The organism is Oliverpabstia intestinalis, from assembly GCF_009696065.1.
Lineage (GTDB): Bacteria > Bacillota > Clostridia > Lachnospirales > Lachnospiraceae > Oliverpabstia > Oliverpabstia intestinalis.
Genome location: NZ_VUMS01000015.1, coordinates 1 through 26,667 on the forward strand (window position 1 = coordinate 1; position 26,667 = coordinate 26,667).

24 protein-coding genes and 3 pseudogenes are annotated in these 26,667 nt (G+C 44.5%); 19 read left to right on the top strand and 8 right to left on the bottom strand.

Annotation, left to right across the window (positions count from 1 at the left end):
* The first annotated feature begins 284 nt into the window (after nucleotides 1-284).
* Together FYJ57_RS09080 and FYJ57_RS09085 are read left to right on the top strand one after the other, a co-directional pair.
* A complete protein-coding gene (locus FYJ57_RS09080) occupies nucleotides 285-863 on the top strand; it encodes a DUF134 domain-containing protein (protein ID WP_154432417.1) in 579 nt (192 codons plus the stop codon).
* Nucleotides 864-997: 134 nt separating this feature from the next.
* Nucleotides 998-1,861, top strand: coding sequence for a sugar phosphate isomerase/epimerase family protein (locus FYJ57_RS09085; protein WP_205839945.1), 864 nt, complete (start codon nucleotides 998-1,000; stop codon nucleotides 1,859-1,861).
* Nucleotides 1,862-1,956: 95 nt separating this feature from the next.
* Here FYJ57_RS09085 and FYJ57_RS09090 read toward each other — a convergent pair.
* Nucleotides 1,957-2,337: pseudogene (locus tag FYJ57_RS09090) on the bottom strand (transposase); the annotation flags it as partial.
* Between the two features lie 163 nt (nucleotides 2,338-2,500).
* Nucleotides 2,501-3,898: an MATE family efflux transporter gene (locus FYJ57_RS09095; RefSeq protein WP_154432419.1), complete on the bottom strand. Its 1,398-nt coding sequence runs from the start codon at nucleotides 3,896-3,898 to the stop codon at nucleotides 2,501-2,503.
* 178 nt (nucleotides 3,899-4,076) lie between these two features.
* Between FYJ57_RS09095 and FYJ57_RS09100 the strand changes: the two genes are divergently transcribed.
* From FYJ57_RS09100 to FYJ57_RS09120, 5 genes and pseudogenes are all read left to right on the top strand, one after another.
* Nucleotides 4,077-4,727 (top strand): alpha/beta hydrolase, encoded by a 651-nt coding sequence (locus FYJ57_RS09100; protein ID WP_328597457.1) that lies wholly within the window; start codon nucleotides 4,077-4,079, stop codon nucleotides 4,725-4,727.
* A gap of 44 nt (nucleotides 4,728-4,771) precedes the next feature.
* Nucleotides 4,772-5,233 carry an NUDIX hydrolase gene (locus FYJ57_RS09105; RefSeq protein WP_022173090.1) on the top strand — a complete coding sequence of 154 codons (462 nt, stop codon included), beginning with the start codon at nucleotides 4,772-4,774 and terminating at the stop codon, nucleotides 5,231-5,233.
* A 19-nt stretch (nucleotides 5,234-5,252) separates the two neighbouring features.
* A complete protein-coding gene (locus FYJ57_RS09110) occupies nucleotides 5,253-6,590 on the top strand; it encodes a sedoheptulokinase (protein ID WP_154432420.1) in 1,338 nt (445 codons plus the stop codon).
* A gap of 135 nt (nucleotides 6,591-6,725) precedes the next feature.
* Nucleotides 6,726-6,974: a cupin domain-containing protein gene (locus tag FYJ57_RS09115; protein WP_022173088.1), complete on the top strand. Its 249-nt coding sequence runs from the start codon at nucleotides 6,726-6,728 to the stop codon at nucleotides 6,972-6,974.
* Nucleotides 6,975-7,049: 75 nt separating this feature from the next.
* Nucleotides 7,050-7,274: pseudogene (locus FYJ57_RS09120) on the top strand (rhamnulose-1-phosphate aldolase); the annotation flags it as partial.
* Nucleotides 7,275-7,345: 71 nt separating this feature from the next.
* On the opposite strand, the gene FYJ57_RS09125 reads toward FYJ57_RS09120, so the two are convergent.
* Nucleotides 7,346-7,855 (bottom strand): Uma2 family endonuclease, encoded by a 510-nt coding sequence (locus FYJ57_RS09125; RefSeq protein ID WP_154432421.1) that lies wholly within the window; start codon nucleotides 7,853-7,855, stop codon nucleotides 7,346-7,348.
* A 223-nt stretch (nucleotides 7,856-8,078) separates the two neighbouring features.
* Between FYJ57_RS09125 and FYJ57_RS09130 the strand changes: the two genes are divergently transcribed.
* The 3 genes from FYJ57_RS09130 (at nucleotide 8,079) to FYJ57_RS09140 (ending at nucleotide 11,707) form a co-directional block, all read left to right on the top strand.
* The gene (locus FYJ57_RS09130) at nucleotides 8,079-8,846 is read left to right on the top strand and encodes a nucleoside phosphorylase (protein WP_154432422.1); all 768 of its coding nucleotides are present in this window, start codon (nucleotides 8,079-8,081) and stop codon (nucleotides 8,844-8,846) included.
* Between the two features lie 147 nt (nucleotides 8,847-8,993).
* Nucleotides 8,994-9,983, top strand: coding sequence for an aldo/keto reductase (locus FYJ57_RS09135; protein WP_154432423.1), 990 nt, complete (start codon nucleotides 8,994-8,996; stop codon nucleotides 9,981-9,983).
* Nucleotides 9,984-10,081: 98 nt separating this feature from the next.
* A complete protein-coding gene (locus FYJ57_RS09140; RefSeq protein WP_154432424.1) occupies nucleotides 10,082-11,707 on the top strand; it encodes a hypothetical protein in 1,626 nt (541 codons plus the stop codon).
* Nucleotides 11,708-11,934: 227 nt separating this feature from the next.
* On the opposite strand, the gene trpS is transcribed toward FYJ57_RS09140, so the two are convergent.
* Complete coding sequence (gene trpS, locus FYJ57_RS09145) at nucleotides 11,935-12,996, bottom strand: tryptophan--tRNA ligase (RefSeq protein WP_022173084.1); 1,062 nt, start codon at nucleotides 12,994-12,996, stop codon at nucleotides 11,935-11,937.
* Nucleotides 12,997-13,255: 259 nt separating this feature from the next.
* Between trpS and FYJ57_RS09150 the strand changes: the two genes are divergently transcribed.
* The 4 genes from FYJ57_RS09150 to FYJ57_RS09165 all read left to right on the top strand — a co-directional run bounded on the left by FYJ57_RS09150 (nucleotide 13,256) and on the right by FYJ57_RS09165 (nucleotide 16,719).
* The gene (locus FYJ57_RS09150) at nucleotides 13,256-14,041 is read left to right on the top strand and encodes a shikimate kinase (RefSeq protein WP_154432425.1); all 786 of its coding nucleotides are present in this window, start codon (nucleotides 13,256-13,258) and stop codon (nucleotides 14,039-14,041) included.
* Nucleotides 14,042-14,290: 249 nt separating this feature from the next.
* The gene (locus tag FYJ57_RS09155; protein WP_331466645.1) at nucleotides 14,291-15,142 is read left to right on the top strand and encodes an FAD-dependent oxidoreductase; all 852 of its coding nucleotides are present in this window, start codon (nucleotides 14,291-14,293) and stop codon (nucleotides 15,140-15,142) included.
* Nucleotides 15,143-15,165: 23 nt separating this feature from the next.
* Nucleotides 15,166-16,047, top strand: coding sequence for a shikimate dehydrogenase (aroE, locus tag FYJ57_RS09160; RefSeq protein ID WP_154432426.1), 882 nt, complete (start codon nucleotides 15,166-15,168; stop codon nucleotides 16,045-16,047).
* Between the two features lie 171 nt (nucleotides 16,048-16,218).
* The gene (locus FYJ57_RS09165) at nucleotides 16,219-16,719 is read left to right on the top strand and encodes an MFS transporter (protein WP_328597460.1); all 501 of its coding nucleotides are present in this window, start codon (nucleotides 16,219-16,221) and stop codon (nucleotides 16,717-16,719) included.
* A gap of 138 nt (nucleotides 16,720-16,857) precedes the next feature.
* Here the strand turns inward: FYJ57_RS09165 and aroD are convergent, their stop codons facing one another.
* The 3 genes and pseudogenes from aroD to FYJ57_RS16260 all read right to left on the bottom strand — a co-directional run.
* Nucleotides 16,858-17,619, bottom strand: coding sequence for a type I 3-dehydroquinate dehydratase (gene aroD, locus FYJ57_RS09170; protein WP_154432427.1), 762 nt, complete (start codon nucleotides 17,617-17,619; stop codon nucleotides 16,858-16,860).
* A gap of 33 nt (nucleotides 17,620-17,652) precedes the next feature.
* Nucleotides 17,653-18,471, bottom strand: a complete 819-nt coding sequence (locus FYJ57_RS09175; protein ID WP_287890095.1) for a shikimate dehydrogenase — start codon at nucleotides 18,469-18,471, stop codon at nucleotides 17,653-17,655.
* Nucleotides 18,434-19,328, bottom strand: a pseudogene (locus FYJ57_RS16260) (oxidoreductase); the annotation flags it as partial. The gene FYJ57_RS09175 and the pseudogene FYJ57_RS16260, both read right to left, overlap by 38 nt.
* A gap of 373 nt (nucleotides 19,329-19,701) precedes the next feature.
* Between FYJ57_RS16260 and FYJ57_RS09185 the strand changes: the two are divergent.
* Nucleotides 19,702-20,298, top strand: a complete 597-nt coding sequence (locus FYJ57_RS09185; RefSeq protein ID WP_154432428.1) for a GNAT family N-acetyltransferase — start codon at nucleotides 19,702-19,704, stop codon at nucleotides 20,296-20,298.
* 62 nt (nucleotides 20,299-20,360) lie between these two features.
* Nucleotides 20,361-21,713 (top strand): MATE family efflux transporter, encoded by a 1,353-nt coding sequence (locus tag FYJ57_RS09190; protein ID WP_154432429.1) that lies wholly within the window; start codon nucleotides 20,361-20,363, stop codon nucleotides 21,711-21,713.
* 21 nt (nucleotides 21,714-21,734) lie between these two features.
* Here the strand turns inward: FYJ57_RS09190 and FYJ57_RS09195 are convergent, their stop codons facing one another.
* Complete coding sequence (locus FYJ57_RS09195) at nucleotides 21,735-22,637, bottom strand: AraC family transcriptional regulator (protein ID WP_022173076.1); 903 nt, start codon at nucleotides 22,635-22,637, stop codon at nucleotides 21,735-21,737.
* Between the two features lie 411 nt (nucleotides 22,638-23,048).
* On the opposite strand from FYJ57_RS09195, the gene FYJ57_RS09200 reads away from it, so the two are divergent.
* The 3 genes from FYJ57_RS09200 to sigE all read left to right on the top strand — a co-directional run bounded on the left by FYJ57_RS09200 (nucleotide 23,049) and on the right by sigE (nucleotide 26,509).
* Complete coding sequence (locus tag FYJ57_RS09200) at nucleotides 23,049-24,707, top strand: glycoside hydrolase family 13 protein (protein WP_154432430.1); 1,659 nt, start codon at nucleotides 23,049-23,051, stop codon at nucleotides 24,705-24,707.
* A gap of 195 nt (nucleotides 24,708-24,902) precedes the next feature.
* Nucleotides 24,903-25,760, top strand: a complete 858-nt coding sequence (locus FYJ57_RS09205; RefSeq protein WP_154432431.1) for a sigma-E processing peptidase SpoIIGA — start codon at nucleotides 24,903-24,905, stop codon at nucleotides 25,758-25,760.
* Nucleotides 25,761-25,771: 11 nt separating this feature from the next.
* Nucleotides 25,772-26,509, top strand: coding sequence for an RNA polymerase sporulation sigma factor SigE (sigE, locus tag FYJ57_RS09210; RefSeq protein WP_022173073.1), 738 nt, complete (start codon nucleotides 25,772-25,774; stop codon nucleotides 26,507-26,509).
* Nucleotides 26,510-26,667: the final 158 nt, after the last annotated feature.

Sequence of the window (26,667 nt, forward strand, 5' to 3'; positions counted from 1 at the left end):
GAGTACACGACTTTCCAGGGAAGGTGCTCTGAGACTTTTTTCTTTCTGTAAACTGATGACAGTATACAGAACAATCCAGAGACACGCAAGCTAATCATTATTACGCTATTTTAAGAGGTCAATAACAGAGCATCATGAGAAAAACAACAGAGTATAAACTGTTTGAACAAAACCTGTAAAGAAAATAAACAAAGTAACTAATAAATTTCTTAGTTAGTTGATTCTATACGAAAACAGGATTATGATAATTATCGACATATGACGGAAATAAAAAAGGAGAAATTATGGCGCGACCAAGAAGATGCAGAAAAATCTGTACAGAACCTGCATATGACAGTTTTAAACCGGAAGGAATCTCTGTGGGAGAAGAGATTACTATGACCGTAGATGAATACGAAGTGATTCGACTGGTTGACCTGGAAAAATATACACATGAACAGTGTGCAGAGCGAATGGGAATCTCAAGGACAACAGTGACTGAGATCTATGAATCCGCACGTTATAAACTGGCAGACAGTGTGGTAAATGGAAAAAAGTTACATATTTCAGGGGGCGACTATCAGTTATGTGATGGAAAGAATGTATTTTGCTGTAACAGACTCTGTAAAAGATCCGAAGAATCCGTCAGAAAAATAATCATTCAAAGAAAGGTTGGAGAACAGACAGCACTGAAAGAGGCAGGAATCCGGTTATATGGAGGCGTAAAAGGAAATGCAGATAAAGCGATAGAGGCTTATTTGAAAGGAAACCTTGACTATAATCCGGAAGTACACTGTACCACACACGAACATGGTCACTCCTGTGGCGAGCATCACTGTGGTGAAGAGAAACACGGATGTTCCGGAAATGGTGAAAATCAATAGGAAATAAAGTACTTTCTTTGGTTTTTCTCTAAAAAAAAGTAGTGGTTTGATGTACTTAGGGCTAGACGTCGCGCTAGCGACTTGGTACAATAAAAAACAACATGGTTTTATACCAAAAGAAAGGACGATTTATTATGAAACTGAAAGTTGGCGTACAGCTTTTCTCGGTTATGACCGAGTTGGCAAATGACTACCTCAAAACTCTGGAGAATGTTGCAAAAGCAGGCTATAAGTATGTTGAGTATGTAGATGTTCCCGGCAACAGCCCCGAAGAAATCGGCAATAAAGTAAAAGAGCTTGGTCTGACTGCTATTGCAAGCCACGTACATTTTGATCCTTTTACCTCTACCCATGAAGATATGGTTAAGATTGTAGAAGACAACGTCAAGATGCATTCGGAAGCTATTATCCTGCCGATGGGTATCATGACCACAATGGAAGAGATCAAAACAGTTGCCGCAGCCTGCAATGAAATGGCTGCTCTGGCAAAAGCACACAGCATGGCTTTCTATTATCACAACCACTGTCAGGAATTTTATCAGGTTGAAGGCAAAACCGCTTATGAATGGCTGGTTGAACTGACCGATCCCGAACTGGTTTTCTTCGAAGTCGATACTTTCTGGGCAACCCGCGGCGGACAGAAGGCTGTTGAACTGATTAAAAAGCTCGGTTCCCGTGCAAAACTGATCCATCAGAAAGATATGGGTAAATCTGCTGATCCGATCAACCTGATTGAGGGTGTTACCGATCTGACCAGAGAGAACTACTGCGAAAAGATTTTCGGCCGTACAAATCCGACCGATATCTGCACCGTTGGCACCGGTATCATGGATATCCCCGAAATCGTTAAAACTGTAACTGAGCTTGACTATGCTCCTTACATTATTGTTGAACTTGACTGCTGCGCCCGTCAGACCGAAGAAGAGTACAACACTCCTCTTTCGCCTCTCGCAAGCATCAAAGCAAGCCGCGAGTATCTCGAAAGCGTTATCGGCTGATTTAAACTTAATAAAACGCGCTTCCTTCTCCGGAAAATGAGGTGACCCCAAAAAGTTAGACTTTTGCGAGACGATTTCGGTCGTCTCGTTTTTCTTTATGTAGCTAGGATATGAAGCCTGTATTGAACAGGGCTCATCCATCTTAACTTCTCTTTTATTCGTTTTTCATTGTAGTATTTTATAAAACGTTCTATCTTAGATTTTAATTCCTCGTAGCTATAGTAAACAACACCATAGTAAATTTCTTGCTTGAGCAGTCCAAAGAAGTTTTCCATTACAGAGTTATCCAGGCAGTTTCCCTTTCTTGACATACTTTGAAATATACGTTCTTCTTTTAGTCTATGAGAATATGCTTTCATTTGGTAAGCCCACCCTTGATCAGAATGAAAAGTTCTTCTGTACGGACAATCCGCAGTGATCTCAATTGCCTTATCTAAAGCATCCATTACGTTCTTTGCAGAAGGTTTCCGGTGTAAAGGTGCCTGACACCAATGGATTTATGCTGTTTCAAAACAAGCCTTGAGCATTTGCGCAAATTCTTCAATATAGTATCCGGATAGGATAAAAATATCCCCTTTCACGAAAGAAAAATTTTTGTGAAAGGGGATGTTTTTTACAAGTATAGTAAATGCATGTATTTTACAGAATGTCACTTCCATCCGGTATTTTAGAAATAATCTGTCGGTTGACACTGAACAGGAAAGTCAGTGAAACAACAAGAGATGCAACCTCTGCAATCGGGAAGCACCACCATACCACATGCAGTCCTCCGATCCGGGAAAGAAGGTAGGCTACCGGGATCAGAACCACGAGCTGACGAAGGATCGATACGATCATGCTGTATACTGCTTTTCCGAGAGCCTGAAATACTGTTCCGCAGATGATACAGAACCAGGCGATCAGATAATGAACCCCGATGATACGCAGTGCAGATATACCGATGGCGAGCATATCTTCGGAAGCATTGAACATTCCAAGAAGAACCTGTGGAATCAGCTCAAAAGATAAGAATCCGACAAAGGTCAGACAGAAAGCAGTGATCAGGCTGAGTTTGATCGTTTTGATCATACGTTTTCTGTTCTGAGCCCCGTAGTTGAAGGCAATGATCGGCGTGATACCATTGTTCAGACCGAACACCGGCATGAAGAAGAAACTCTGAAGCTTGAAATATACACCGAACACAGCGGTTGCTGTGGATGAGAAAGCAATCAGGATCCGGTTCATGGAGTACGTCATCACAGAGCCGATAGACTGCATGATGATCGAAGGAACACCGATCGCATAGATCGTTCCGATGATTTTGATATCCGGACGGAATCCCTGAAAACGGATCTTAATCTCTGTGTTAAACTTGTGATTGCAGGTAAACGCAACAACAGCAGCGACACACTGGCCGATGACGGTTGCCACAGCGGCACCGGTAACGCCCATGGCCGGACATCCCAGCAGACCGAAGATCATGATCGGATCCAGAATGATATTGGTAAGAGCTCCGCATAACTGGGAAGTCATGCTGAAAAGTGTTTTTCCGGTGGAGGTTAGAAGGCGTTCAAAGTAAATCTGTGCAAGTAAACCGAAAGAGAAAATCATAACGGTACGAAGATATTCGATGCCCATCTCCATGATCTCAGCATCCGCACCTTTGATCTGGCTGGCATAAAATGGTTTTACAACGGTAAATCCCAGAATCAAAAATACAAGATAACTTAAAAAATACAGAAAAGCTGCATTGACACCGATCTTATTGGCTTCTTTAAACTTATGTTCCCCCAGTGATCTGGAGAGCAGAGCATTCATACCGACACCGGTACCGGTTGCAACAGCAATCAGTAATGTCTGTAAAGGAAAGGCAAGAGAAACAGCAGTAAGGGCATTCTCGGAAAGCTTCGCCACGAAGATACTGTCAACGATGTTGTAAAGTGCCTGCACGAGCATGGAAATCATCATCGGTAACGACATATTAAATAAAAGTTTACCGATGGGCATAGTTCCCATTTTATTTTCTGCTGCAGGGGCAGAAGTATTTTCTTTTGTCATAGGTCCTCCAATCTGTATGATATGTTTGGCTTCGCAGCGCAAAAAAGCGCCAACGATGTATGATACCACTATTTGTTGTAAGATTCAAGAAAAAAGAAAAAGTTCATAATATTTTGCATTGAGAACCGGAAACGAAAACTGTATAATGAAAACAATACGAAAGACAGGAAAATGAGGTGTGGGAAGAGCAATGATTACATATAATTATGGGAACAGTCATTCACCGATCACTTTGCTTCAGATGGTGGGAGATCATGATCTGCCGGGAATAGAAAACGAGATCCGGGAGATCCACAGACTGACGGATCAGGAGTTTGCGTTTGTGGCAGTAAAAGTGGAAAACTGGAATCACGATCTTTCACCATGGAATGCCCCGGCTGTATTTGGAACGGAAGATTTTGGAGACGGTGCGGAAAATACACTGGAAGAAGTATTGCAATTGTGTACGGACAACGACCGCAAATACTGTATCGGTGGATATTCGATGGCAGGATTATTTGCCCTGTGGGCAGCCATGCAGACAGATCGCTTCAAAGGTGTCGCAGCAACATCTCCCTCGGTCTGGTTTCCGGGATTCCTGGAAGATATGAAGAGCCGGCGGGTAGGAAGTGACTGTATTTACCTGAGTCTTGGCGATAAAGAAGAAAAAACAAGGAATCCGGTGATGGCGCAGGTGGGAAACTGCATCAGAGAGACGTTTACCTGGCTGAAAGAAGAAGAGATACCGTGTACGCTGGAATGGAATCACGGCGGCCATTTTAAAGAACCGGATATGCGGACCGCCCGGGCCTTCGCGTGGGTGCTGGAAGAACTTGCAAAGAAAGATTAGTATACTTTAAAATATGGAATGGAAAAATACGGGAGAATGAGAAAATGACAACGACAACGTTATGTTACATAGAAAACGAAGGCAAATACCTGATGCTTCACAGAGTAAAAAAGAAGAATGATATCAACGAGGGAAAATGGATCGGTGTCGGCGGTCATGTGGAATATCAGGAAAGCCCGGAGGAATGTCTGGTGCGTGAGGTGAAGGAAGAGACCGGGCTTACACTTACCTCGTATCGGTTCCGTGGTGTGGTGACATTTATCAGCGATACCTGCGAAGCGGAACTGATGTGCGTGTTCACAGCGGATGGATACACAGGGGAACTGATCGAATGCGATGAGGGAGAACTTTGCTGGGTAGATAAAACAGTTGTGCCAGAACTTCCGACCTGGGAGGGCGACAGAGTGTTTCTGGATATGCTTCTTTCCGGGGAAGAAAGATTTTTCTCGCTGAAATTAAGATATGAGGGAGATAAGCTTGTGGAGAAGAAAACTCATTTGTACTAAAAGATAGAGAGGAAGATTTATGCAAACAGTAGGAATAGATATCGGAACAACAACCATAAGCGGTGTGGTTCTGGAAAAAAACGGAACACAAAAACCCCGGATTCTTAAAGCAAAAACAATTGAAAACGGGAGCTTTCTTACAACGACAAAGGACTGGGAAAGGATCCAGGATGCAGAAAAGATTGTAAAGAAGAGCAGACAGATGCTGGATGATTTTCTGGACGAATATCCGGAAGTGGAAAAAATCGGACTTACCGGGCAGATGCATGGGATCGTCTATATCGACAAAGAAGGAACCTGTGTCAGTCCGTTGTATACCTGGCAGGATGCGAGAGGAAGTCTCTGTGAGGAGAATAACGGTTCCCTGACAGAAGAGATTCAGCAGACATGTAACGTGCAGGTGGCTTCCGGCTATGGAATAGTCACGCATATTTATAATTTGAGACATCATCTGATCCCGGATACGGCAGTGAGCTTCTGTACAATTATGGATTACTTCGGGATGCGGCTGACCGGGAGAAAAAAAGCACTGGTACATGCAGGCAATGCTGCAAGTTTTGGCTTTTTTGACGTATCGAAAAATGTTTTTATGACAGAAGAACTTTACAAAATGGGTGTGGAAGAACAGTGGCTTCCGCAAGTCTGCACCGGAATCGAAGCACTGGGAAGTTACAGAGAGCGAATCGTGACCACCGCGATCGGCGATAATCAGGCAAGTTTTCTCGGAGCAGCGGGAAATGAGAATAATACATTGCTGGTAAATATGGGAACCGGCGGACAGATCTCAGTACTCTCAGATCAGTATTTTACAGCGGAGGGAATCGAAGCAAGACCTTTCTTACATGGTACTTACCTGCTTGCAGGAGCTTCTCTGTGCGGAGGAAAAGCGTATGCACTGCTGGAAAAATTCTTCAGAGAATTTGTGAAAGAGGCAACCGGACAGGAGAAACCTCTGTACAAAACCCTGGAGAAACTGGCAGGAGACGGGAAAGCATCCTGCACCGGAAGGGAAAACAGGCAAAAACTTCAGATAGAAACAACATTTGACGGAACCAGAGTACATCCGGAGCAAACCGGAAGTATTACCAATCTCAGTGTGGACAATTTCACACCGGCAGCGTTTGTTTACGGGACTCTCGAGGGAATGAGCAGGGAACTCTATCAGATGTATCAGACGATTCAGAACGGAACCGGAATGCAAATAAAACGCATGATCGGATCCGGAAACGGATTGCGAAAGAATCCGGTTCTCTGTGAAATTGTAGAAGAAATGTTTGGCGCGAAACTGGCATTGGCAGAATGTGAAGAAGAAGCGGCAACAGGGGCGGCATTGAGCAGTATGCAGCAGGATGAATAATTGAAAAGTATGGGATGTGATTAATTTCTACAGTGATCATTGTATAGATTCCAGGCTTGCACAGGAGAATGAGAAAAAATGTGAGAATGCATTTCAGCAGATTACAGTTATTAAAGCGTATGAAGAGGATGTTACATGAAACAGAAGCTGTTAGATGAACTGATGGAGGTATCTGAAGAAGAACAGAAATATCTGGATGGTCAGGGTGACATTGAAAGACAATTGTATGTGAAGGAAAAGATAGAGGAAATAGACAGGGAACTGCTGCTTAAAAGGGGTCAGCATTATGTAGAGATTATGTATGTGGCACAGGGCAGCATTACGCATTGCATAGAGGGAAAGGAATTAGTGCTTCATAAGGGTGATGTTTTTCAGGCAATTTAAGAAACGATATGGAATGATACCGCACAAATATCGAAAAGAAAACAGAAAAGACAAAAAATGATAACGTGGAAAATAAGATATGACCTTGCCATCTGGGCACATCATGGAATGTTTGCTGCCGGAGAGGATTTTGATCTCACATTCGGCCTCATGCATACAGCAGAAAAGTCAGCAGAGATTCTGGTAAAAATGCTGTCAATGAGACCTGATAAACTGCAGACAATCACACCTGATAATTTCAGACATCTGGCTAAAAATTTTAACGTTACCCTTTCAGAAGAGTTTCTGTATGATAAATAAAAATTTAAAAAGCTGAAAGTGAAAAGCAGCAAGAACAAGGCAACATGCAGTTCCGGCTGCTTTTCTATATATTAATATTCTCCAAGATCAAATAATTCATCAAAAGTTATCTTAAGATTCGGAAACATCACCAGTTGCAGATCGTCTTTATTCTGAGCGGTGACGGTTTTGTAAAGATAGGGATACCCGGTACCATCTTCTCTAAAATCAAAAAGATAAATTTCCACAGATTTTTTTCTCCAGTCAACGATCCAGTATTCAGAGACCCCCACCTTACAGTAAATATCCATTTTCTCATGTCGGTCATAGTCTTCCGTGGCATTGGATAAAACTTCCATTACGAAACGGGGAATACCGGTAAAAGAAATATTTTTACGATCTCGCAGGTTGCAGATGATGGAGACATCAGGAACGATTATCTTATCATCATTCTCACGCCATTCATATTGTACACCGTCACCAAAAACACGACACAGGCTGTCTTTAATCTGGCTGCCGATTTTGATAACAAAATTATTGATAACCATAGAGTGTTCAAGATAAGTTTTGCTTAAATCTTCGATTGGTAAGGCATCATTCATACAGCGCTGCACCTCCTTACTTTATTGAGATAATTATAAGGTTTTGCAGGATATTCGTCAAGAACAGGAAAGCAAATGATGAGCAGATCAAGATGTCTTGCAAAACAGATAAAACTTTGTTAAAATAACCAAAATTACAGTTCCGGCAGATGCTTTTCAGATTTTAGTGATGTTATCTTAGCACAAAGCTGTTTCGAAAATAACGGGGAAAAGGAGAAATCATATGAGCATTATAAAAAATGAAATACCAATATTGGAGTTTGATACAGAACAAACGGCAGTGATCAGCCCAGTGCATGAGAACCTGAATCTGATTCTTCCGAAAAAATGTGTATTTGCCTTTCTTGGCGAATACATTGATGAATATGCGGAGAAGACCGGAGCACAGATTGTATCGTATTTTATCAGTGCGACCAAAGAATATCCTGTTTATATAACAACATATAAAGGTGAAAAAATTGTGCTTTGTCAGGCACCGGTGGGTGCGGCAGCTGCCACGCAGATTCTGGACTGGCTGATTGGATATGGGGTGCATGAAATTATTTCTGCAGGCAGTTGTGGAGCGTTGGAGGAGTTCGCAGAAGGAACGTTTCTGATACCGGAGAAAGCTTTGCGTGATGAAGGAACCTCATACCATTATGCTGCGCCTTCGAGATTTATGGAAATTAATAAAAGGGCAAGAAAAGCGATCGAAAAGACGATACTGGAACACGGGATGAAATATCAGGAAGTATTTACCTGGTCAACCGATGGATTTTTTCGTGAAACAAAAGAAAAGGTTGCATACAGGAAGGCAGAGGGATGCTCAGTAGTAGAAATGGAATGTTCAGCACTTGCCGCCTGTGCGGCATTCAGGAATGTGATCTGGGGAATGATATTATATACGGCGGACAGTCTTGCCGAGGTTGATGGATACGATGAGAGAAACTGGGGCGGCAATGCATATGAATATGCACTTACATTATGTATGGATTCTGTACTGGCGGTATAAAGAAAATCAGAGGAAGATATGACTTTGGTAAAAAACAGGGTTTTGTCTATGGAATCTGAGTTCCGCAGATGGTAAACTGGTGATATTAAAAACGGGCAGAAAAAGTTCTGACCTGTTACTTTATATTTGGGGAAAGGAAGAACAGACATGAAAAACAAGGAGAATTTATACGCTTCGATTCCTTATGTAGACAAAAAGGTATCCCGAATTTTTGCAGGAACTGCATTTTCACCGATCCAGGACGGGGCAGATGGAACGGATTTTTTTGAGGCGGCTCTGGCCAATGGAATCAATGCTTTTGATACGGCAAGGGTATATATGGAGGCGGAGCATTCTTTTGGCAACTGGCTGGAAAAGAGTGGCAGACGGGAGGAGGTAGTCATTCTCAGCAAATGCGGCCATCCGGATGCCATGTGGAACAAACGGGTGAATGAAAAAGAGATGCGAAAAGACCTGAAGAAGTCACTGGAAGAGTTGAAAACCGATTATATTGATATCTATATACTTCACAGGGATGATCCGGATATCGATGTGGCGGTAGCTGTGGAGACGTTTAATGCCATGCATGAAGAAGGAAGCATCGGCGCGTTTGGTGCATCGAACTGGATGCATACAAGGATCGAGGAGGCTAATGAATATGCCTACAAACATAACCTGATCCCGTTTTCCGTTTCCAGCCCGAACTTCTGTCTGGCCCGACAGGTGGAAGATCCGTGGGGAGGTGGATGCGTCAACATTTCCGGACCGGAAAATCAAGAGGCCAGAGCATGGTATGAAAAAAATCAGATGCCGGTGATCGCGTATGCATCTTTGGGCAGAGGCTTTTTCTCCGGCAGGATGAAAAGCGAGTATGCGGATCATGCCAGTGACTATCTGGATTCTTTTGCAATGACAGGCTATGCGTGTTCGGATAATTTTGAACGCCTCCGACGCTGTGAAATCATCGCAGAAAAACACGGTGTGACGGTAGCACAGATTGCCATGAACTGGATATTTTCCCATCCGTTGAATATTTTCGCAATCGCGAGTATGTCAAAAGCAGACAGGATGAAAGCGAACCGGGAAGCACTGCTGTTACAACTTTCCGATGAAGAAATCGCGTATCTTGACCTGGAAACACCTGAATTCTGTGGGTAAACGATTCGTATAGTCTTGCGTATCTGATACAGGAAAGCTAAAATAAACGAGATGAGAAAAAAATAAAAGCTATTATCATAGTGTGAGGTGAATACGCAATGAATTATTATGACCTTTCCAACCCGTCCACACCGCCAACCCGTGGATACCGGCTGGGGTTGTGGCGGCTTCGGAGGCAGCGGATCTACCGTAGCCTGGTCGTCCTGGCAGCGATTCTTACCTATATCCTGCTGTATCTGACATTGAAAAGAGACGATTATACGAATGATATGTTAAAAGCCATCGTTCTGCTGTTTTGTTCTGTGGCAGTGTTTCTGGCACTGTTACTGGTTGCACGCAATCGGATCGATGTCGTACGGATGAGAAAACGGGAAGTGCAGGAGCGGCATGATTATAATTATGCCATGTACCGTACCTTATATAAAAAGAAGGAAAAACTTCGCTCCATTACCCTGCTTCAGATGGCAAGGCAGCAGATCGAACTGCACCATCCGCAGATGGCACTGCAGGCACTGGAGCTGGTGAAAAGGGAAAAATTGAATGTAGCGCAGCTTCGCAGTTTTTATTTTTACCAGGCAGCAGCGCTATATCTGGATGCACAGGAGAGCTGGCAGGAAGCGCTGACCAGTTGTTATGCAATCCCACAAAAACCGCAGCAGTTATCACAGGAGGAAATCGAAAGCCTGTTTTTACCAGAGAGCAATCCGGACAAACTGGTGCTTGCTGTGAGTGACTGGGAGGAGCAGAAAGCTTCCTGGCCGGTGGTTACGATGCTGGCTGCGATTCTGATTTTGTATACCGGAGTCTATTACAGTGTCAATGGGTTACTGTCATGGCGGTATCATTACAGAGACTGGGTTGTGTATGTCTCCTTTTTCGTTCTTTTCTTTGGATGGACAGTGCTCACGCTGTACTGGCTGGTCAAACTGTTCCGGCTGATCGGAAAACAGATGGAAAAAGGAAAGGGTGCAAAGACTGTGCAGAAGATCTTTTTGGTGATTCTCTGGATCTGTCTCTTTTTGGGAAATAGCCTGATGCAGGTGGCTCAGATTTTTGGAAGTGATGCGGAGGTAGAGGTACAGCCGAATGGTGTGATCGAGATGAAGCATGAAAACTGGCTGGATCCGCCGGAGTATTATTATAACAAAGCTACCGGACTGTTTTTCCGCCGAACGCTGACACTGGATGAGATTATCGAATATGGAATCTCCGAGGAAACACTGGAAGACGATTCGACAGAACAGATATCCGATGGGGAAATACAGAATGATAGCGGAACCGAAGAAGATCAGACGACCGGAGAGAATACGACAGATACAAATATAGATGGAACCACAGAGAGCGGAGCAGATACCAAAACAGAAGATCCGCTGATGTCTCAGGCGCGGGCAGTCTATACATACATGAAAGAACATGGTGAGATAGCAGATGACGGAGATGTCTCCCAGGTGACTGCAAGTTGTAATGCAAAAGGAAACTTTTATGCCATTTTTGAAAGCGGTGAAGAGAATGGCAACAGCTGGGACAATCGCCTGGTCTATGACCGGACATCAAAGAATGGAGAATGCGAGTTGTTTGTCTATGAGAGGGTGGAAACAGGAAAAGATACCCAGCTGCTCGGATTCTATGCAGTGAATAAGACAACCGGGGAAGTAATCTCAGGGGAAAAAACATCCTGGAGTGAGGTGGGAAGCGAAGCCTACCGGGAAGCTACCGGAGAATAAAAATAACAAAAAAAGATACGATATCATATCATTGGTTTTCTTACGATATGATATCGTATCTTTTTTGCTTTACAGGAAATTGCTTTCCTGTAAAGCAAAAAACGCTCCGCGAGGATGCGCACTGCGCGTATAAGGTAGATGTCGCAAGCGACCGCCGCAGGCGCGAGAATGTGCCAAGGCACATTCTTTATATATTGCGGTCAGCAAAAGTGCTGATCTGCTTCCCTTTATTTCAGCAGATTGTCATCTGTGAAGTAGTCGATGCGCATGGAGTGACGAACATCGTCCAATGTTTTGGCGGCGGTTTCTCTGGCTGCGGCGCTGCCTTTTTTCAGGATGTCGTATACGTCCGGCAGGTTTTTCTCCCACATTTTACGGCGGTTACGGATCGGCTCAAGTTCGGACTGAATAACGTTATTCAGGAATTTCTTTACTTTTACATCGCCCAGGCCACCGCGCTGATAGTGGGCTTTCAGTTCATCCAGGTTGTTGTAGTCCGGCAGGAATTCTTCAAAGTGTTCCGGGCGACAGAATGCGTCCAGATAGATGAATACCGGGTTGCCTTCCACTTTTCCGGGATCCTGCACACGGATGTGGTTCGGATCAGTGAACATGGACATGATCTTTGTTCTGATATCTTCCGATTCGTCGGACAGGTAGATGCAGTTGCCAAGGGATTTGCTCATTTTTGCCTTACCGTCGATACCCGGCAGACGCAGGCAGGCCTGGTTGCTTGGCAGGACGATCTTTGGCTCAGTCAGGGTCTCGCCATATACGCTGTTGAACTTGTGTACGATTTCTTTACACTGTTCGATCATCGGCATCTGGTCTTCACCTACCGGTACACTTGTGGCACGGAAAGCGGTGATGTCAGCGGCCTGGCTGATCGGATAACAGAAGAATCCAACCGGGATGCTGGCTTCGAAGTTTCTCATCTGGATCTCAGCTTTTACAGTAGGGTTACGCTGTACACGGGATACGGTAACCAGATTCATATAGTAGAAAGTCAGCTCAGTCAGTTCCGGGATCATGGACTGGATGAAAATCGTGGATTTCTCCGGATCCAGACCACAGGCAAGATAATCGAGTGCTACCTGCATGATGTTCTGACGAACTTTCTCCGGGTGTTCTGCGTTATCGGTCAATGCCTGCGCATCGGCGATCATAATATAGATTTCGTCATAGTTGCCGGAGTTCTGTAATTTTACTCTTTCTTTCAGGGATCCGACATAATGACCCACATGAAGACGACCGGTTGGACGGTCGCCGGTTAAAATAATTTGCTTCATAAAAACTCTCCTTTGTGCTCTGTAAATAATGTGTAACTGCAGTATGCGTCTGACAGAGCAATATAAATTAATTATAAAGCCCGAGTAAGGGACTGTCAACAACGCAAAAGGGAAAATCGGGCGCGCCGGGAACAGAATTTTCCGAAATTTAGCAATTTAAAGTGGAAAAACATTAAATCGTATTGTGATAACTAAAAACACCTGTTATAATAACGAAAAGATGTTAAAGTCTTGAACTTGAATAAGGAAGGTAAGAAGAATGAATCAGTTGGAAATATTAAGAGAAAGTCTTGGACAGTGCGATGAAATTATTCTGGATGCACTGCTTATGCGTAACCGTATTGTAGAAGATATCATGGCATATAAAGAGGCAAATGGTATCCCGATCCTGCAGCCGGAACAGGAAGCAAAACAGAAAGAATGGCTGGAGCGCCGGATGGCAGACAGACGCCATAAAGCAGAAGTGGAAGATGTCTTTGGAAGCATTACCCAGAACAGTAAAAGAATTCAGGCAAGAAAACTGTTCAACTATAATATCGTCCTGATCGGCTTCATGGGAGCAGGTAAGAGTACGATTTCTGAATTTTTGAAAACCGCATTTGCGATGGATGTGATCGAGATGGATCAGATCATCGCCGAGAGAGAAGGCATGAGTATCTCCGATATCTTCGAAGTGTATGGCGAACAGTATTTCCGCGATCTGGAGACTAACCTGCTGATCGAGATGCAGTCGAGAACCAATGTGGTTATCTCCTGTGGTGGCGGTACTCCGATGAGAGAGTGCAATGTTGTGGAGATGAAGAAAAATGGTCGTGTCGTATTACTGACCGCAAAACCGGAGACGATTCTGGATCGTGTCAAAGACAGCCATGACCGTCCACTGATCGAAAACAACAAGACGGTATCATTTATTGCGGAACTGATGGAAAAACGTAGAGAAAAATACGAGGCAGCTGCCGATATCGTCATCGAGACCGATGAAAAAGATGAGCTGCAGATCTGCGAAGAACTGATCCACAGACTGCGTCAGATGGATAACAAATAATTTATGAAAAGCACATAAAAAGCTGCAGAAGCAATGGAAAAACATTGTTTCTGCAGCTTTTTTAGTTACGCGAGCAAAGAGCCAAAGTTCGTGTTCCAATGATAACAGATACCGGGCAGGATCAGATCGTCCGGTAATCAAGTTCCCCTCGTGTCTGGTCAATGACAAACTGTTTGAAGATATCCACCACCGGCGGATGATAGGCATCTTTTAAGATTCCGTGTATCGCCTGTCTGCAGGAAAACCGTTATGTTGTCTGACAAACCCGTTCCTGGGTCAGGATGCAGAACCGTTAAAACAGGCAGAAACACCGAAGAATATCATGTAATCGGTGGCGATGTTGCCGGTCTGTGTGCAGCCTTTGTCGCGAAAGAAAGAGGCCATGAGGTTACTTTATACGAAGCAGGCGAAAAGCTTGGCGGAAATATGCGACTGGCTGCTTACCCGCCGGGAAAAGGTGATATCACAAACATGATCCGCAGCTACATTCATCGTTGCCAAAAAGATGGAGTTGAGATAAAATTGAACCACGAGGTGACAGCAGACTTCATCAAAGAGGAAAACCCGGACAGCGTGATTCTTGCAACAGGCTCCCGGACACTGGTACTGCCGATCGAAGGCATCGATCATCCGTCCATTATTTACGGATCAGATCTGCTGGAAGGAAAACGTGCAGCAGGTAAGAAAGTACTGGTAGTCGGCGGCGGAATGGTTGGCTGTGAGACAGCAGCCTTCCTTGGCGAACAGAACCACGAGGTAACAGTTATTGAATTCAGAGATATCGTAGGTGCAGATGTGATCCACGAGCACAGAGTATATCTGATGAAAGATTTCGAAGAATATGGTATCGGTCAGATTACCGGAGCAAAAGTATGCAGATTCTTCGAAGACGGCGTAGAGTATGAGACAGCAGACGGCGAACATCACGAGGCCGGAGGCTACGATTCCGTTGTACTTTCCATGGGTTACAGAAATTATAATCCTCTTGAAGAACAGGTGAAAGCTATCGTACCGGATACCTATGTAATCGGTGATGCAATCCGTGCAAGACGTGCACTGGATGCAACGAAAGAAGCCTACGATGTGGCATCTCAGATTTAGACCCAAAACAGGAGGAAAAGAAGATGGAACAGAGAATCAAAGGAACAACAGGATTATTGGCACTGATTGGAAGCCCGGTAGGACATTCAGGATCCCCGGATATGTACAATTTCTGCTTCCGCTATCATAATCTGGATTATTGCTACATGGCTTTTGATATCAAAGAAGATCAGGTACCGGCAGCGCTGGATGCCATGCGTCTGTTTAACATGAGAGGATGCAACGTAACCATGCCGTGCAAAACCGCAGCAGCACAGAACATGGACGAATTATCCGATGCAGCAAGAATCATCGGTGCAGTCAATACAATCGTCAACGAAAACGGAAAACTGGTCGGTCATATGACAGACGGAATCGGATTCGTTGGAAACCTGAGAGACCACGGTGTAGATGTAAAAGGAAAGAAAATGGTAGTATTAGGTGCAGGTGGAGCTGCAACAGCGATCCAGGTGCAGTGTGCACTGGACGGAGCAGCATCTATTTCCATCTTTAACCCGAACGATCCTTTCCTGGATCGCGCAAAGAATACAGCTGCAAAGCTGAAAAAAGAAGTACCGGATTGCGATGTTCAGGTATTCTGTATCGAAGATCAGGACAAACTGAAAGAAGAGATCGCAAAAGCAGATATTCTGGTAAACGGAACAATGGCAGGGATGAAACCTCATGAAGATGTTTCCCTGATCACGGACAAATCCGTATTCCGTCCGGATCTGGTAGTATGCGATGTTGTATACAATCCGGAAGAAACAAAACTCCTCCGGGAAGCAAGAGAAGCCGGCTGTGCAAAGACCATCGGCGGAAAGGGCATGCTTCTGTGGCAGGGAGTTGCAGCCTACAAATTATATACCGGCCTGGATATGCCAGTAGAGGAATATAAAAAGTTCCAGGCGGAAAACGCAAAATAAAATGATGTAAAAAATGAAACAGAACAGCAAGAAGAATTATGTGATAACATCTCTCGCATTGTATTTCACGTATTTTATTCATGGAATAGGAGCGTCTATTTTAGGACAGTACAAACCACAGTTTGCAAAAGTGTGGGGCGCGACAGTGGGAAGTTAAGCGGATTGATCGGTGTGATCTGCTATGTGATCTTTTTCTTCGGAATTGCATTTTCTCCGTCGATGGGAATCGGCTATGCATTCGCCATTGTGGGCGGAATCGCCAATTCCTTCCTGGACACCTGTGTAAGTCCGACCTGTATGGAGATTTATGTCAATAATCCTTCGATTGCGAATCTGTTTACAAAATTTTCCATGTGTATCAGTCAGTTTCTGCTGCCGTTCTTTATCGGAATGGTAGCGGCAGCAAATATGTCCTACCGCACCATTTTTCTGGTGGCAGGAATTGCGATCCTGATAGATGGAGTTCTGATCCTGTTACTTCCGTTCCCGGTAAGAGAAAAGAAGAGCGGTGAAAAACAGGAGAAGAGTAAAGTGAAACTGACAAAAGTTTCTCTGGCAGCTGTGCTGATCGGATTTACCAGTTCTTCCACCTTTATGCTGTGGCTGAACTGTAACCAGGACAGAAAGAAATTGAGAGCACAGAAGAGTAAAGCAAAATACAGAATAATATAAAAAGAAGATACAGAATATAAGAGAAGACCTGCGGTAAGGGGAAATTACTGCAGGTCTTCTCTTTTTATCTTATACAAAAGGGTTATGAAGTAAGTTGGAATTTGAAATTATGTTTTTAAAGCTTTATTATTTTCTGTATTACAGACTTTTGTGAATGATGTCCAGAACCTGTTTCAATTCATGGACACCGATCTGTCCAGGTGCAGAAGCTTTGGAAGCGGCACCGAAGGTCAGTGCGGAACCAAAGGTCTCACCGGTCAGACGGCTTACAACACCCGTTCCGGCCATAGACATGGTGATGATCGGGCGGTCTGCGTACTGTTCTGACATTTCCAGAGTGGCTTCTAAAAGTGTCAGAACATCTTTTTTGCAGGTCGGCATCAGAGCAATCTTAGGAATGTCTGCGCCGAGGGTCTGCATTTTCCTGAGACGGCGAACAATCTCGTCTTTTTCAGGGGTTTTTGCAAAGTCATGGTTGGAAGCGATGACTTTTACGCCATTTGCATGGGCATGAGAAATGATGGAGGTTACAATCTCATCCCCGGTAAATGCTTCCACATCCACCAGATCCACATAGCCGCTTTCCGCTACGGCTTTGTTTAACTGTGCATACTGTCCCGGAGAGATTTCTTTTTCTCCGCCTTCCTTGGAGGTTCGGAAAGTGAAGAGTACAGGAATCTCGCCCAGAGCTTCATTCAGCTGCTTAGCGGTGGTCAGAACTTCCTCGGTATCGAAGACGTCATCGTACCAGTCCACACGCCACTCTGCAACATCTACAGGCAGTGCGGAGAAGGTAGAGGCTTCTTTGAGGATTTCCTCGCGGGTTTTACCAACGATCGGAACACAGATCTTCGGTCTGCCTTCGCCGATGGTAATGTTTCTTACTTTTACAGTATTCATAGTGTTTTCCTTTCCTGAAAAACGTTTTACATTTTAGTCGTATTTGATGTTCAGAACTTCTTTCATGTGTTCGATAGGCATCGGTTCGCCGGTCCACAACTCGAAAGCAGCAGATCCCTGGAACAGCATCATGCCCAGACCGTTCATGGTCTTGCATCCAACTTCTTTTGCCATGGAACGCATCTTTGTCTCCAGTGGAGAATAAGGAACATCGACAACGATCAGTTCCGGACGGAAGTAAGATTTGTCCGGTACTACGGACTGTCCTTCCAGCGGTTTCATACCAACACCGGTAGCGTTGACAAACAGGTAGCTGTCATCCATCTCTTCTTTCAGTTTGTCAAGATCTGCCAGATCGTAGAGTACTGCGTGAGAAGAAGTCCGGGTGTTGATCTTTTCTACGGTAGATACTGCACGGTCCCAGAATTCGTCTTTGCGGTTGAAGATTACGATTTCTGAAACTCCGTCCAGTGCCGCCTGGATCTCAATAGCTGTAGCAGCACCGCCGGCACCTACGATGGTCATCTTTTTGCCGATCACATCGATGTTGTTGTCTTTCAGAGACTGCATAAAACCGATACCGTCTGTGATATGACCGGTCAGATGACCGTTATCATTGACGATGGTGTTTACAGCACCGCAAAGTTCGGCTGCCGGTGACAGTTCGTCAAGATACTGTCCTACCAGTGTTTTGTTTGGCATGGATACGTTGGATCCTCTCATTTTAAGAGTACGGATGGCCTTTACTGCGTCTTCAATCTCGTCGGCACCAACTTCGAATGCCAGATATGCATAGTCATATCCCAGTTTTGCAAATGCTTCGTTCTGCATTGCCGGTGAGCTGGTGTACACCGTGAGCTTTCATCTGACATTTCATATCGTTTTTGGTTACCGGATCCAGATCACGGCCAATCTGATCCATCATTTCAACGATAGAGATATCTGCTTTACGTGTTGCAAAGAATTCCACAACATCCAGACCTACGGCACCGCCACCGATAACAGCTATCTTTTTGCCTTCCAGATCCTGCGGAAATCGTTGATATGACTGATCATACCTAAGATAGAATAAACATTTCCGCCTTCTTTGTCAATATTATCCATCAGACCATTGATCGGAGGAAGCAGAGGGCCGGAGCCGGTAGCATTAACGATCAGGTTCGGATGGAACTTGCGGATGTTTTCAGGTGTTGCCTGTGTTCCGGTAAAGATATACAGATTATCCAGAGCAGCGGCACGATGTTCCAGGAGATACATTTTCGGATATCACATTCGTGACCGGTTGCAACTTTATTTACCCATTCCGGATCTGCGATCAGTCCACGACCCATACCGATCAGATCTGCATCACCGTCAGCCAGGAGCTTTTCAGCCACTTCCGGATCACGGATATTTCCCATGGAGATACATGGTTTGCCGAATCTTTCTTTGACAGCTCTTGGCATGTAGGAACGCCATCCGTCTTCCAGTGTGTTTCCACCTTCTACCATCTCATCTGCACTCAGACGCAGCATGATCGGAGAGAAAGGTCCTACCTGTTTTCTGACTTCTTCGATGACCATACGGCAGAAACGTGTTCTGTTTTCTACAGAACCACCGAATTCGTCAGTACGTTTGTTAGTGGTAGGAGAGAGAAACTGGCTGATCAGATAAGAGTGTCCTGCATGAATCTCTACAGCGTCAAAATCTGCGATCTGCGCACGTTTTGCCCCATTTGATACCGGATTGTTCCGTACTTCGTACTCTCCCAATCCTCAAAAACATTCGTAATCCGCGCATTTTTCTTCAAAAAATGGCTACTTACTCATGTTTCTGGCAAGTCTTAAGGTCAGAAATCTTCCTGCAAGCAAGCCTGCGCCAGACTTCCGACTTTTTGACGTTTAGGTATCATGTATGTGTTAATTGTATAACAAAAGCATAACAAGTACTAATTCGTATTATTTGCGGTATGATTAAAAAATCTATCGGTTATTCTAAATTTTATTAAAATAAGAAAAAACGACTGTAATACGGATTCACATTGCATATCGGGCGGTGGAATGGTAAGATAAAACATATGTTTGAAAAAAGGAGAGGGATAGCATGAAAGAAGAACTGACGATCCGGGTGGCAAAGCCGGAAGACGCAAAAGGACTTCTGGAGATCTACGCGCCTTATGTGGAGAAAACAGCGATCACATTCGAATATGGAGTACCATCGGAGAAAGAGTTTGCCGGACGGATCCGCCATATTCTGACGAAATACCCATATCTGGTACTGGAAGAAAACGGGGAGCTGTTGGGGTATGTGTATGCAGGGACATTCAATGAACGGTCTGCTTACGACTGGGCGGTAGAGACGACGATCTATATCCGGGAAGATCAGAAAAAGAGAGGACTTGGAAAGAAGATGTATGCGGCGCTGGAACAGGTGTTGAAAAAGCAGAACATCACAAATCTGAATGCCTGCATCGGTGTGCCGGAAGTGCCGGATGAACATCTTGACCGCAACAGCATGGATTTTCATCATCATCTGGGATACCGGCTGGTGGGAGAATTTTATCAGTGCGGGTATAAGTTTGATACCTGGTATAACATGGTGTGGATGGAGAAAATAATCGGCGAACATCAGAAAAAACAGCCGGCGATGATCACGTTTCCGGAACTTTTAAAGAAAGATCCGACACCATGGGAAGCATAAAATCAGAGAAATAGTGGATGAAGCACAAAAAGAAAAATATGATGTAAGGAGAATTATATTACATGGAAGGAAATTTGACGAAGGGGCCTATTCTGAAGACGCTGACCAAACTGGCGATACCGATCATGGCGTCTTCCTTTCTGGGAACTTTATACAACATTACCGATATGGCATGGATCGGACTGCTCGGCTCAAAAGCAGTGGCTGGTATCGGTGTCGGAGGCATGTTCACCTGGCTGTCTCAGGGATTTGCATCTATGGCAAGGATGGGCGGACAGGTGCAGGTGGGGCAGTGTGTCGGAAGAGGAGATAAGGAAAAGGCTCATGGGTATGCCCAGGCGGCGGTTCAGCTGGCAACGGTGATGGGGCTGGTGTATGCACTGGTTGTACTTATTTTTACAAAGCAGATGATCGGATTTTTTAAACTGGAGGATCCGGAGGCGTATGCGGCGGCATTTGTCTACACAGAGATTGCCTGCGGACTGATCGTCTTTTCATTTTTGTCGGTGACACTGACCGGTATCTATACGGCGCAGGGAGATTCGAAAACACCGTTTTATGCGAACCTGATCGGTCTGGCGATGAATATGATCCTGGATCCGCTTCTGATTCTCGGACCGGGACCGCTTCCGAAACTGGGTGCGGCAGGAGGAGCCATTGCAACGGTAACGGCGCAGTTTATCGTTATGAGTATCATGATTCTTGGAATCGTGAAACAGAAGAAAGAAAATGTATTAAAAGGTATTACCCTGTTCGCAAAAATTCCGGCAGAATATCTGAACGGGATCTGCAAAATCGGAATTCCTACTGCGATACAGGGAATGGCATACTGCGTGATATCGATGGTAATCACCCGCATGGTATCTGCTTTTGGGGCAGAAGCCATCGCCACACAGCGTGTGGGAGGACAGATTGAATCCATATCCTGGAATACGGCAGACGGATTCGCCACCGCGTTAAATGCGTTTATCGCGCAGAACTATGGTGCGGGAGAGATGGGGCGTGTAAAGAAAGGATATCGGGCATCTCAGTGGACAGTCGGAATCTGGGGGATTTTCATTACGCTGTTGTTTGTGTGTGTTCCGCGTCCGATCGCAAATATTTTCTTCCATGAGCCGAAAGCGATTGCCACAGCGGTTGATTATCTGATCATCGTTGGATTCAGCGAAGCCTTTTTATGTATCGAGACAACGACAGTAGGAGCGCTTTCCGGACTGGGAAGGACACATCTATGCAGTGTGATCAGCATAATCTTTACCAGTGCCCGGATACCGCTGGCGATCATTCTTGGAGGGACTTCGCTGGGACTGAACGGTATCTGGTGGGCACTGTCATCGACTTCCATTGTTAAAGGTGTGCTGTTTGTGATTGTGTTCCAATGGGTAATCCGCACAAAAAAACAGGTGGCTGCCTGACGGAAAAACAGATACAGAATGTCAGAACGGAATCGGCAGAGACTTGGGGTCTTCGGTATTCCGGTAGGCAGAAGGGGTACAGCCTTTGCAACGTCTGAACTGACGGATAAAATAACTCATATTTTCGAAACCGGCGTTTAAAGCAATCTCAGTGATGGGAAGCCGGGTGGAGAGCAGCTGGGAGGCCGCCTGGTTGACCCGGTATTCATTCAGGTAGGAGAACGGTGTTTTTCCTGCCTTTTCTTTAAAAAAACGGCAGAAATAATTCCGGTTCATATGAATTGTGCCGGCAAGGTCTTCCAGAGATATTTTTTCTCCGTAGTGAGATTCAATATAAGAAAATACAGCTTTTAACGGATTCACATCACCGGAAGTTTCTCCTGCCTGTGTACCGGGGATAAAGGACTGGCTGGCAAACAGCAGTTCCAGAATCTGCAACAGCGTGATCTTGATCGAGAGAGCGGCAGTCAGCGAGGTATCGCAGTTTCGGTACTCGTCGGCTGCTTTTTTTATGAGTGCAGCAATCTGAGCAGTGAGTTCCGGAGCAAGTGCTTCACTATCGGGAAACAGATATTTTCCGGTGCAAAGAGGTACCAGATAAGAGGTCTGGCAGGAATCTGTCTGAAGAAAATTCAGCATATCCAACCGGAAAACCAGCGCATAATGGTGGGAAAACGGACTGTTTCCAAACAGTCCGTGCAGTGTGCCGGGATTAATAAAATAAATATGTCCTTCCTGGAGCAGCCGGGTACGGTTCTGGGTACGAAGTACAAGACTTCCTTTGGTAACATATATAAATTCCACTTCCTCATGCCAGTGATATGGCACAAAGTATTGCCCGTAAGGATCTTCCTGAGAGTATGCCTGAAACGGAAGACCGAGAGAACCATGAGAGTGACTTTCGTGATAAGATAAGCTATTCATGTAAATACAGTCCTTTAATTAAAATATAATCGAGTAATTATCTCAAAATGCTATGTTTATATTCTAAAGATAACACATGATTTTCAAAAAAGAAAGAGATGACGCATGGATCACAGGGATATCGTGGATTATTCGTTACTGTTCATTGGTAATATCCCACGAAGCGTGTTACCGGAATCGGAGTGAACAGTAACGATTGCTCTGTTTTGTGTATTTCTTATGAAAAATGGAAGAAACACACAGAAAGATATTACATAGGTGTCAAAAACAGAGCAACAGAAAGTGAATATAGTATAAAAAAATAGCAATATATTACAAGAAATGTGAAATGAAATATAGTATCCTGAATATATATGAAAACGAGTCTGAAAATACAGAAAATTTTCGGAAGAAAGAAAAGAGGACAAACATATGAGCAAAGCATGGTGGAAAAGTAGTGTTATTTATCAGATTTATCCAAGAAGTTTTGCAGATAGCAACGGAGACGGTATCGGTGATCTGAATGGTATTACCGCACATCTGGATTATCTGAAAGAACTGGGAGTTGATGTGATCTGGCTGTCACCAATCTATAAATCCCCGAACGATGACAATGGATATGATATCTCCGATTATCAGGATATCATGACCGATTTCGGAACAATGGAAGACTTTGACCGGATGATCGCTGAGATGCACAAACGAGGCATCAAACTGGTGATGGATCTGGTAGTAAACCACAGCTCCGATGAGCACAGATGGTTCCTGGAAAGCAAAAAATCAAAAGACAATCCGTATCGTGATTATTATATCTGGAAAGATCCGAAAGACGGCAAAGAGCCTAATAACTGGGGAGCATGCTTCGGAGGTTCTGTCTGGGAGTTTGACGAAGAAACAGGAATGTATTATCTGCATTGCTTCTCAAAAAAACAGCCGGATCTGAACTGGGAGAACCCGGTAGTACGTGACGAAGTATTTAACATGATGACCTGGTGGTGTGAAAAAGGTGTAGATGGTTTCCGTATGGACGTTATCAGCATGATCTCCAAAGATCCTGCATATCCGGACGGAGAGATCCGTGATGGACTGCACGGCGATATGTCACCATATGTATGCAACGGACCTCATGTACATGAATATCTGCAGGAAATGAACCAGCGTGTACTTTCCAAATTTGATCTGATCACTGTTGGTGAAACACCAGGTGTTACAACAGAGGAAGCAAAGAAATATGCAAATCTGGATGGAAGCGAACTGAACATGGTATTCCAGTTTGAACACATGGGAACAACAGAAGGAAAATACGGCAAATGGACCACTAAGAAACCGGAAATGAAAAAAGTCCGTGCTGTCATGAATAAATGGCAGAATGACCTGGAAGGAAAAGCATGGAACAGTCTATACTGGGATAACCACGATCAGCCGCGTGCCGTATCCAGATTCGGTGATGACAGCCCGATGTACCGTGAGGTATCCGCAAAGATGATCGCAACCTGCCTGCATATGCTGAAAGGTTCTCCGTATATCTATCAGGGCGAAGAAATTGGCATGACTAATGCATATTTCAAATCCATCGATGATTACAAAGATATCGAAGCTATCAACGCATACAAAGAGTATACCGAGAGCGGTCTGATGACAGAAGAAGAGATGCTGAACTGTCTGAAGATGGTCAGCCGTGATAACGCCAGAACTCCGATGCAGTGGGATGACAGCGCAAATGCCGGATTTACCACAGGAACGCCATGGATCAGTGTGAACAAAAACTATACACAGATCAACGCAAAGGCTGCCCTGGAAGACAAAGACAGTGTATTCTACTACTATCAGAAACTGATCCGGCTGCGTCATGAGAATGAGATTATCGTAGAGGGTGTATTCCACGGACTGCTGGAAGACAACGATGATATCTATGCATACGAGAGAATACTGGGCGATGAGAAACTGGTGGTAGCTTGTAACTTTACAAACAAAGAAGTACCTTGCGATCTGTTCGAAGGAAAAGAAGGCGAAGAACTGATCACTAACTACAAAAACCATGTAGCAGGTGTTCTGCAGCCATATGAAACAAGAGTAATTCTCTACAAATAATAATAAAAAACAAGAAAATATACCGCTGATCCGAAAGGAATATGTATAATAATTTCGAAAAAGTGAAAAATCAGGAATGGGGTGTCGAGCGAAACTGTCGTTCGACACCCCATTTTTGACAAAATAAGCACTTCCTGTTCCATATAATAATACTTGTTTTCCAGTAAGTATTCCAGATGGAACAGGGGGTGCTTTTTGTCTTACACAATCTATCCGGATGAACTGTTTGTTACCAATCTGGTGATGGATTATTATTTACTCCGACTGGTAAAAAAACTGTGTGGAGGAAGGGCAGGAGTATTGGCTTCTCTTGGAGGAGCTGCTTTTGGAGCTTTGAGTTACTGTATGCTGATTCTTTTACCCGTCAGCTTTCCGGCGAATACATTACTGGCATATGTGGCAATCAACACAATCATGGTGAGGTTTGGATGTGGACTGCGGACACCAGGAAGGCTCTGTGGTGGAATCGCCGGTCTGTACATAGCAGGATTCCTCATGGGAGGTATGCTGGAAGTCCTGAAACGATTCCTGGGATTTGCCGGGACAAAAGACGTATTGCTGGCGGGAACCGTCTGTTACCTTGTGTATGCTGCTGTTCTTCCACGATACCGGGAATGGAGAAAAAAAAGCAGGATCCGCTGCCGGGTAAGACTGCAGATGGAAGGGCAGATTACAGAGGTAAATGCCTTTTTTGATACAGGGAACAGCCTGTATGATCCGATCGCACAAAAACCGGTAAGTATCATTCAAAAAGGAACTCTGGAAAAGCTTTGTGATGCAGATACAATGGAAAAATTACAGGAATTTCAGAGGGGAAAGGCAGAAAAAGAAGCGGCTTTGTCGTTTCGGCGTATGCATCCACATTTTCTGGTTTATTCCAGTCTTGGCTGTTCTTGCGGGCTGCTGGTAGCAGTCACGCTGGATGCCATGTACCTGGAAAATGAAAACGTACAGAAAGTGATCCACGCTCCGGTGGTCGCTTTTTCGGGGGAAGACAGTTCTGCTTTCGGGGACTGTCAGATGATCTTACATCCAAATCTGATAGACAGTTAGGAGGAAATTCTATGATGCAGGCAGTATTACCCAGTCATTTTCGTATGCGTATGTTACCGGGTTTTTCCCGCATGCTGTGGAGAAAACCCGGAGAGGTGTATTATATCGGTGGAGCAGACGTACTGCCCAATCCGTTATCTCCTCAGCAGGAATCCGCAGTGATAGAGAGTCTGACAAAAGAGGACAGCCAGCAGGCGAGGGCAAGTCTGATCGAACACAATCTGCGCCTTGTGGTATACATCGCACAGAAGTTTGATAACACCGGTGTTGGAATGGAAGATCTGATATCTATTGGAACGATTGGACTGATCAAGGCAATCAATACCTTCAATCCGGAAAAGAAGATTAAACTTGCAACGTATGCGTCCCGCTGTATCGAAAACGAAATCCTGATGTATCTGAGAAGAAACAGCAGAACCCGCATGGAAGTCTCCATCGATGAACCGTTGAATGTGGACTGGGACGGGAATGAGCTGCTGCTTTCTGATATCCTCGGAACAGACGAAGATGTGATCTACAGGGATCTGGAGCACGAGGTGGAGTGTAAGCTTCTGGTAAAAGCTATTAACAAGCTAAATGCCAGAGAAAAGATGATCATCTGTCTTCGCTTCGGGCTGAATCAGCCGGATGGAAAAGAAAAAACGCAAAAAGAAGTGGCAGATCTTCTCGGAATATCTCAATCCTACATCTCCAGACTGGAAAAAAGGATCATGGTGCGGTTAAAAAAAGAAATTGTCCGCTATGAATAAACAGTTAAACGTAACTGTTCAGTACCTTCACAGTTACGAGCCAAAATGCATTTAAACGATAAAAACACGCTTTGCGAGTTTTTATCGTTATCGCGGCACTCCTCAAGGTTCCGTGCAAGCACGGACTTTGACTTGTTGCTCGCGTAAATCACCTTCGG

What these genes read in the sequence shown, in the direction of transcription:
- FYJ57_RS09080 (WP_154432417.1), top strand. Translation starts at nt 285, where the DNA reads ATGGCGCGACCAAGAAGATGCAGAAAAATCTGTACAGAACCTGCATAT.
- FYJ57_RS09085 (WP_205839945.1), top strand. Translation starts at nt 998, where the DNA reads ATGAAACTGAAAGTTGGCGTACAGCTTTTCTCGGTTATGACCGAGTTG.
- FYJ57_RS09095 (WP_154432419.1), bottom strand. Translation starts at nt 3,898, where the DNA reads ATGACAAAAGAAAATACTTCTGCCCCTGCAGCAGAAAATAAAATGGGA.
- FYJ57_RS09105 (WP_022173090.1), top strand. Translation starts at nt 4,772, where the DNA reads ATGACAACGACAACGTTATGTTACATAGAAAACGAAGGCAAATACCTG.
- FYJ57_RS09110 (WP_154432420.1), top strand. Translation starts at nt 5,253, where the DNA reads ATGCAAACAGTAGGAATAGATATCGGAACAACAACCATAAGCGGTGTG.
- FYJ57_RS09115 (WP_022173088.1), top strand. Translation starts at nt 6,726, where the DNA reads ATGAAACAGAAGCTGTTAGATGAACTGATGGAGGTATCTGAAGAAGAA.
- FYJ57_RS09125 (WP_154432421.1), bottom strand. Translation starts at nt 7,855, where the DNA reads ATGAATGATGCCTTACCAATCGAAGATTTAAGCAAAACTTATCTTGAA.
- FYJ57_RS09130 (WP_154432422.1), top strand. Translation starts at nt 8,079, where the DNA reads ATGAGCATTATAAAAAATGAAATACCAATATTGGAGTTTGATACAGAA.
- FYJ57_RS09135 (WP_154432423.1), top strand. Translation starts at nt 8,994, where the DNA reads ATGAAAAACAAGGAGAATTTATACGCTTCGATTCCTTATGTAGACAAA.
- FYJ57_RS09140 (WP_154432424.1), top strand. Translation starts at nt 10,082, where the DNA reads ATGAATTATTATGACCTTTCCAACCCGTCCACACCGCCAACCCGTGGA.
- trpS (WP_022173084.1), bottom strand. Translation starts at nt 12,996, where the DNA reads ATGAAGCAAATTATTTTAACCGGCGACCGTCCAACCGGTCGTCTTCAT.
- FYJ57_RS09150 (WP_154432425.1), top strand. Translation starts at nt 13,256, where the DNA reads ATGAATCAGTTGGAAATATTAAGAGAAAGTCTTGGACAGTGCGATGAA.
- FYJ57_RS09155 (WP_331466645.1), top strand. Translation starts at nt 14,291, where the DNA reads ATGTTGTCTGACAAACCCGTTCCTGGGTCAGGATGCAGAACCGTTAAA.
- aroE (WP_154432426.1), top strand. Translation starts at nt 15,166, where the DNA reads ATGGAACAGAGAATCAAAGGAACAACAGGATTATTGGCACTGATTGGA.
- aroD (WP_154432427.1), bottom strand. Translation starts at nt 17,619, where the DNA reads ATGAATACTGTAAAAGTAAGAAACATTACCATCGGCGAAGGCAGACCG.
- FYJ57_RS09185 (WP_154432428.1), top strand. Translation starts at nt 19,702, where the DNA reads ATGAAAGAAGAACTGACGATCCGGGTGGCAAAGCCGGAAGACGCAAAA.
- FYJ57_RS09190 (WP_154432429.1), top strand. Translation starts at nt 20,361, where the DNA reads ATGGAAGGAAATTTGACGAAGGGGCCTATTCTGAAGACGCTGACCAAA.
- FYJ57_RS09195 (WP_022173076.1), bottom strand. Translation starts at nt 22,637, where the DNA reads ATGAATAGCTTATCTTATCACGAAAGTCACTCTCATGGTTCTCTCGGT.
- FYJ57_RS09200 (WP_154432430.1), top strand. Translation starts at nt 23,049, where the DNA reads ATGAGCAAAGCATGGTGGAAAAGTAGTGTTATTTATCAGATTTATCCA.
- sigE (WP_022173073.1), top strand. Translation starts at nt 25,772, where the DNA reads ATGATGCAGGCAGTATTACCCAGTCATTTTCGTATGCGTATGTTACCG.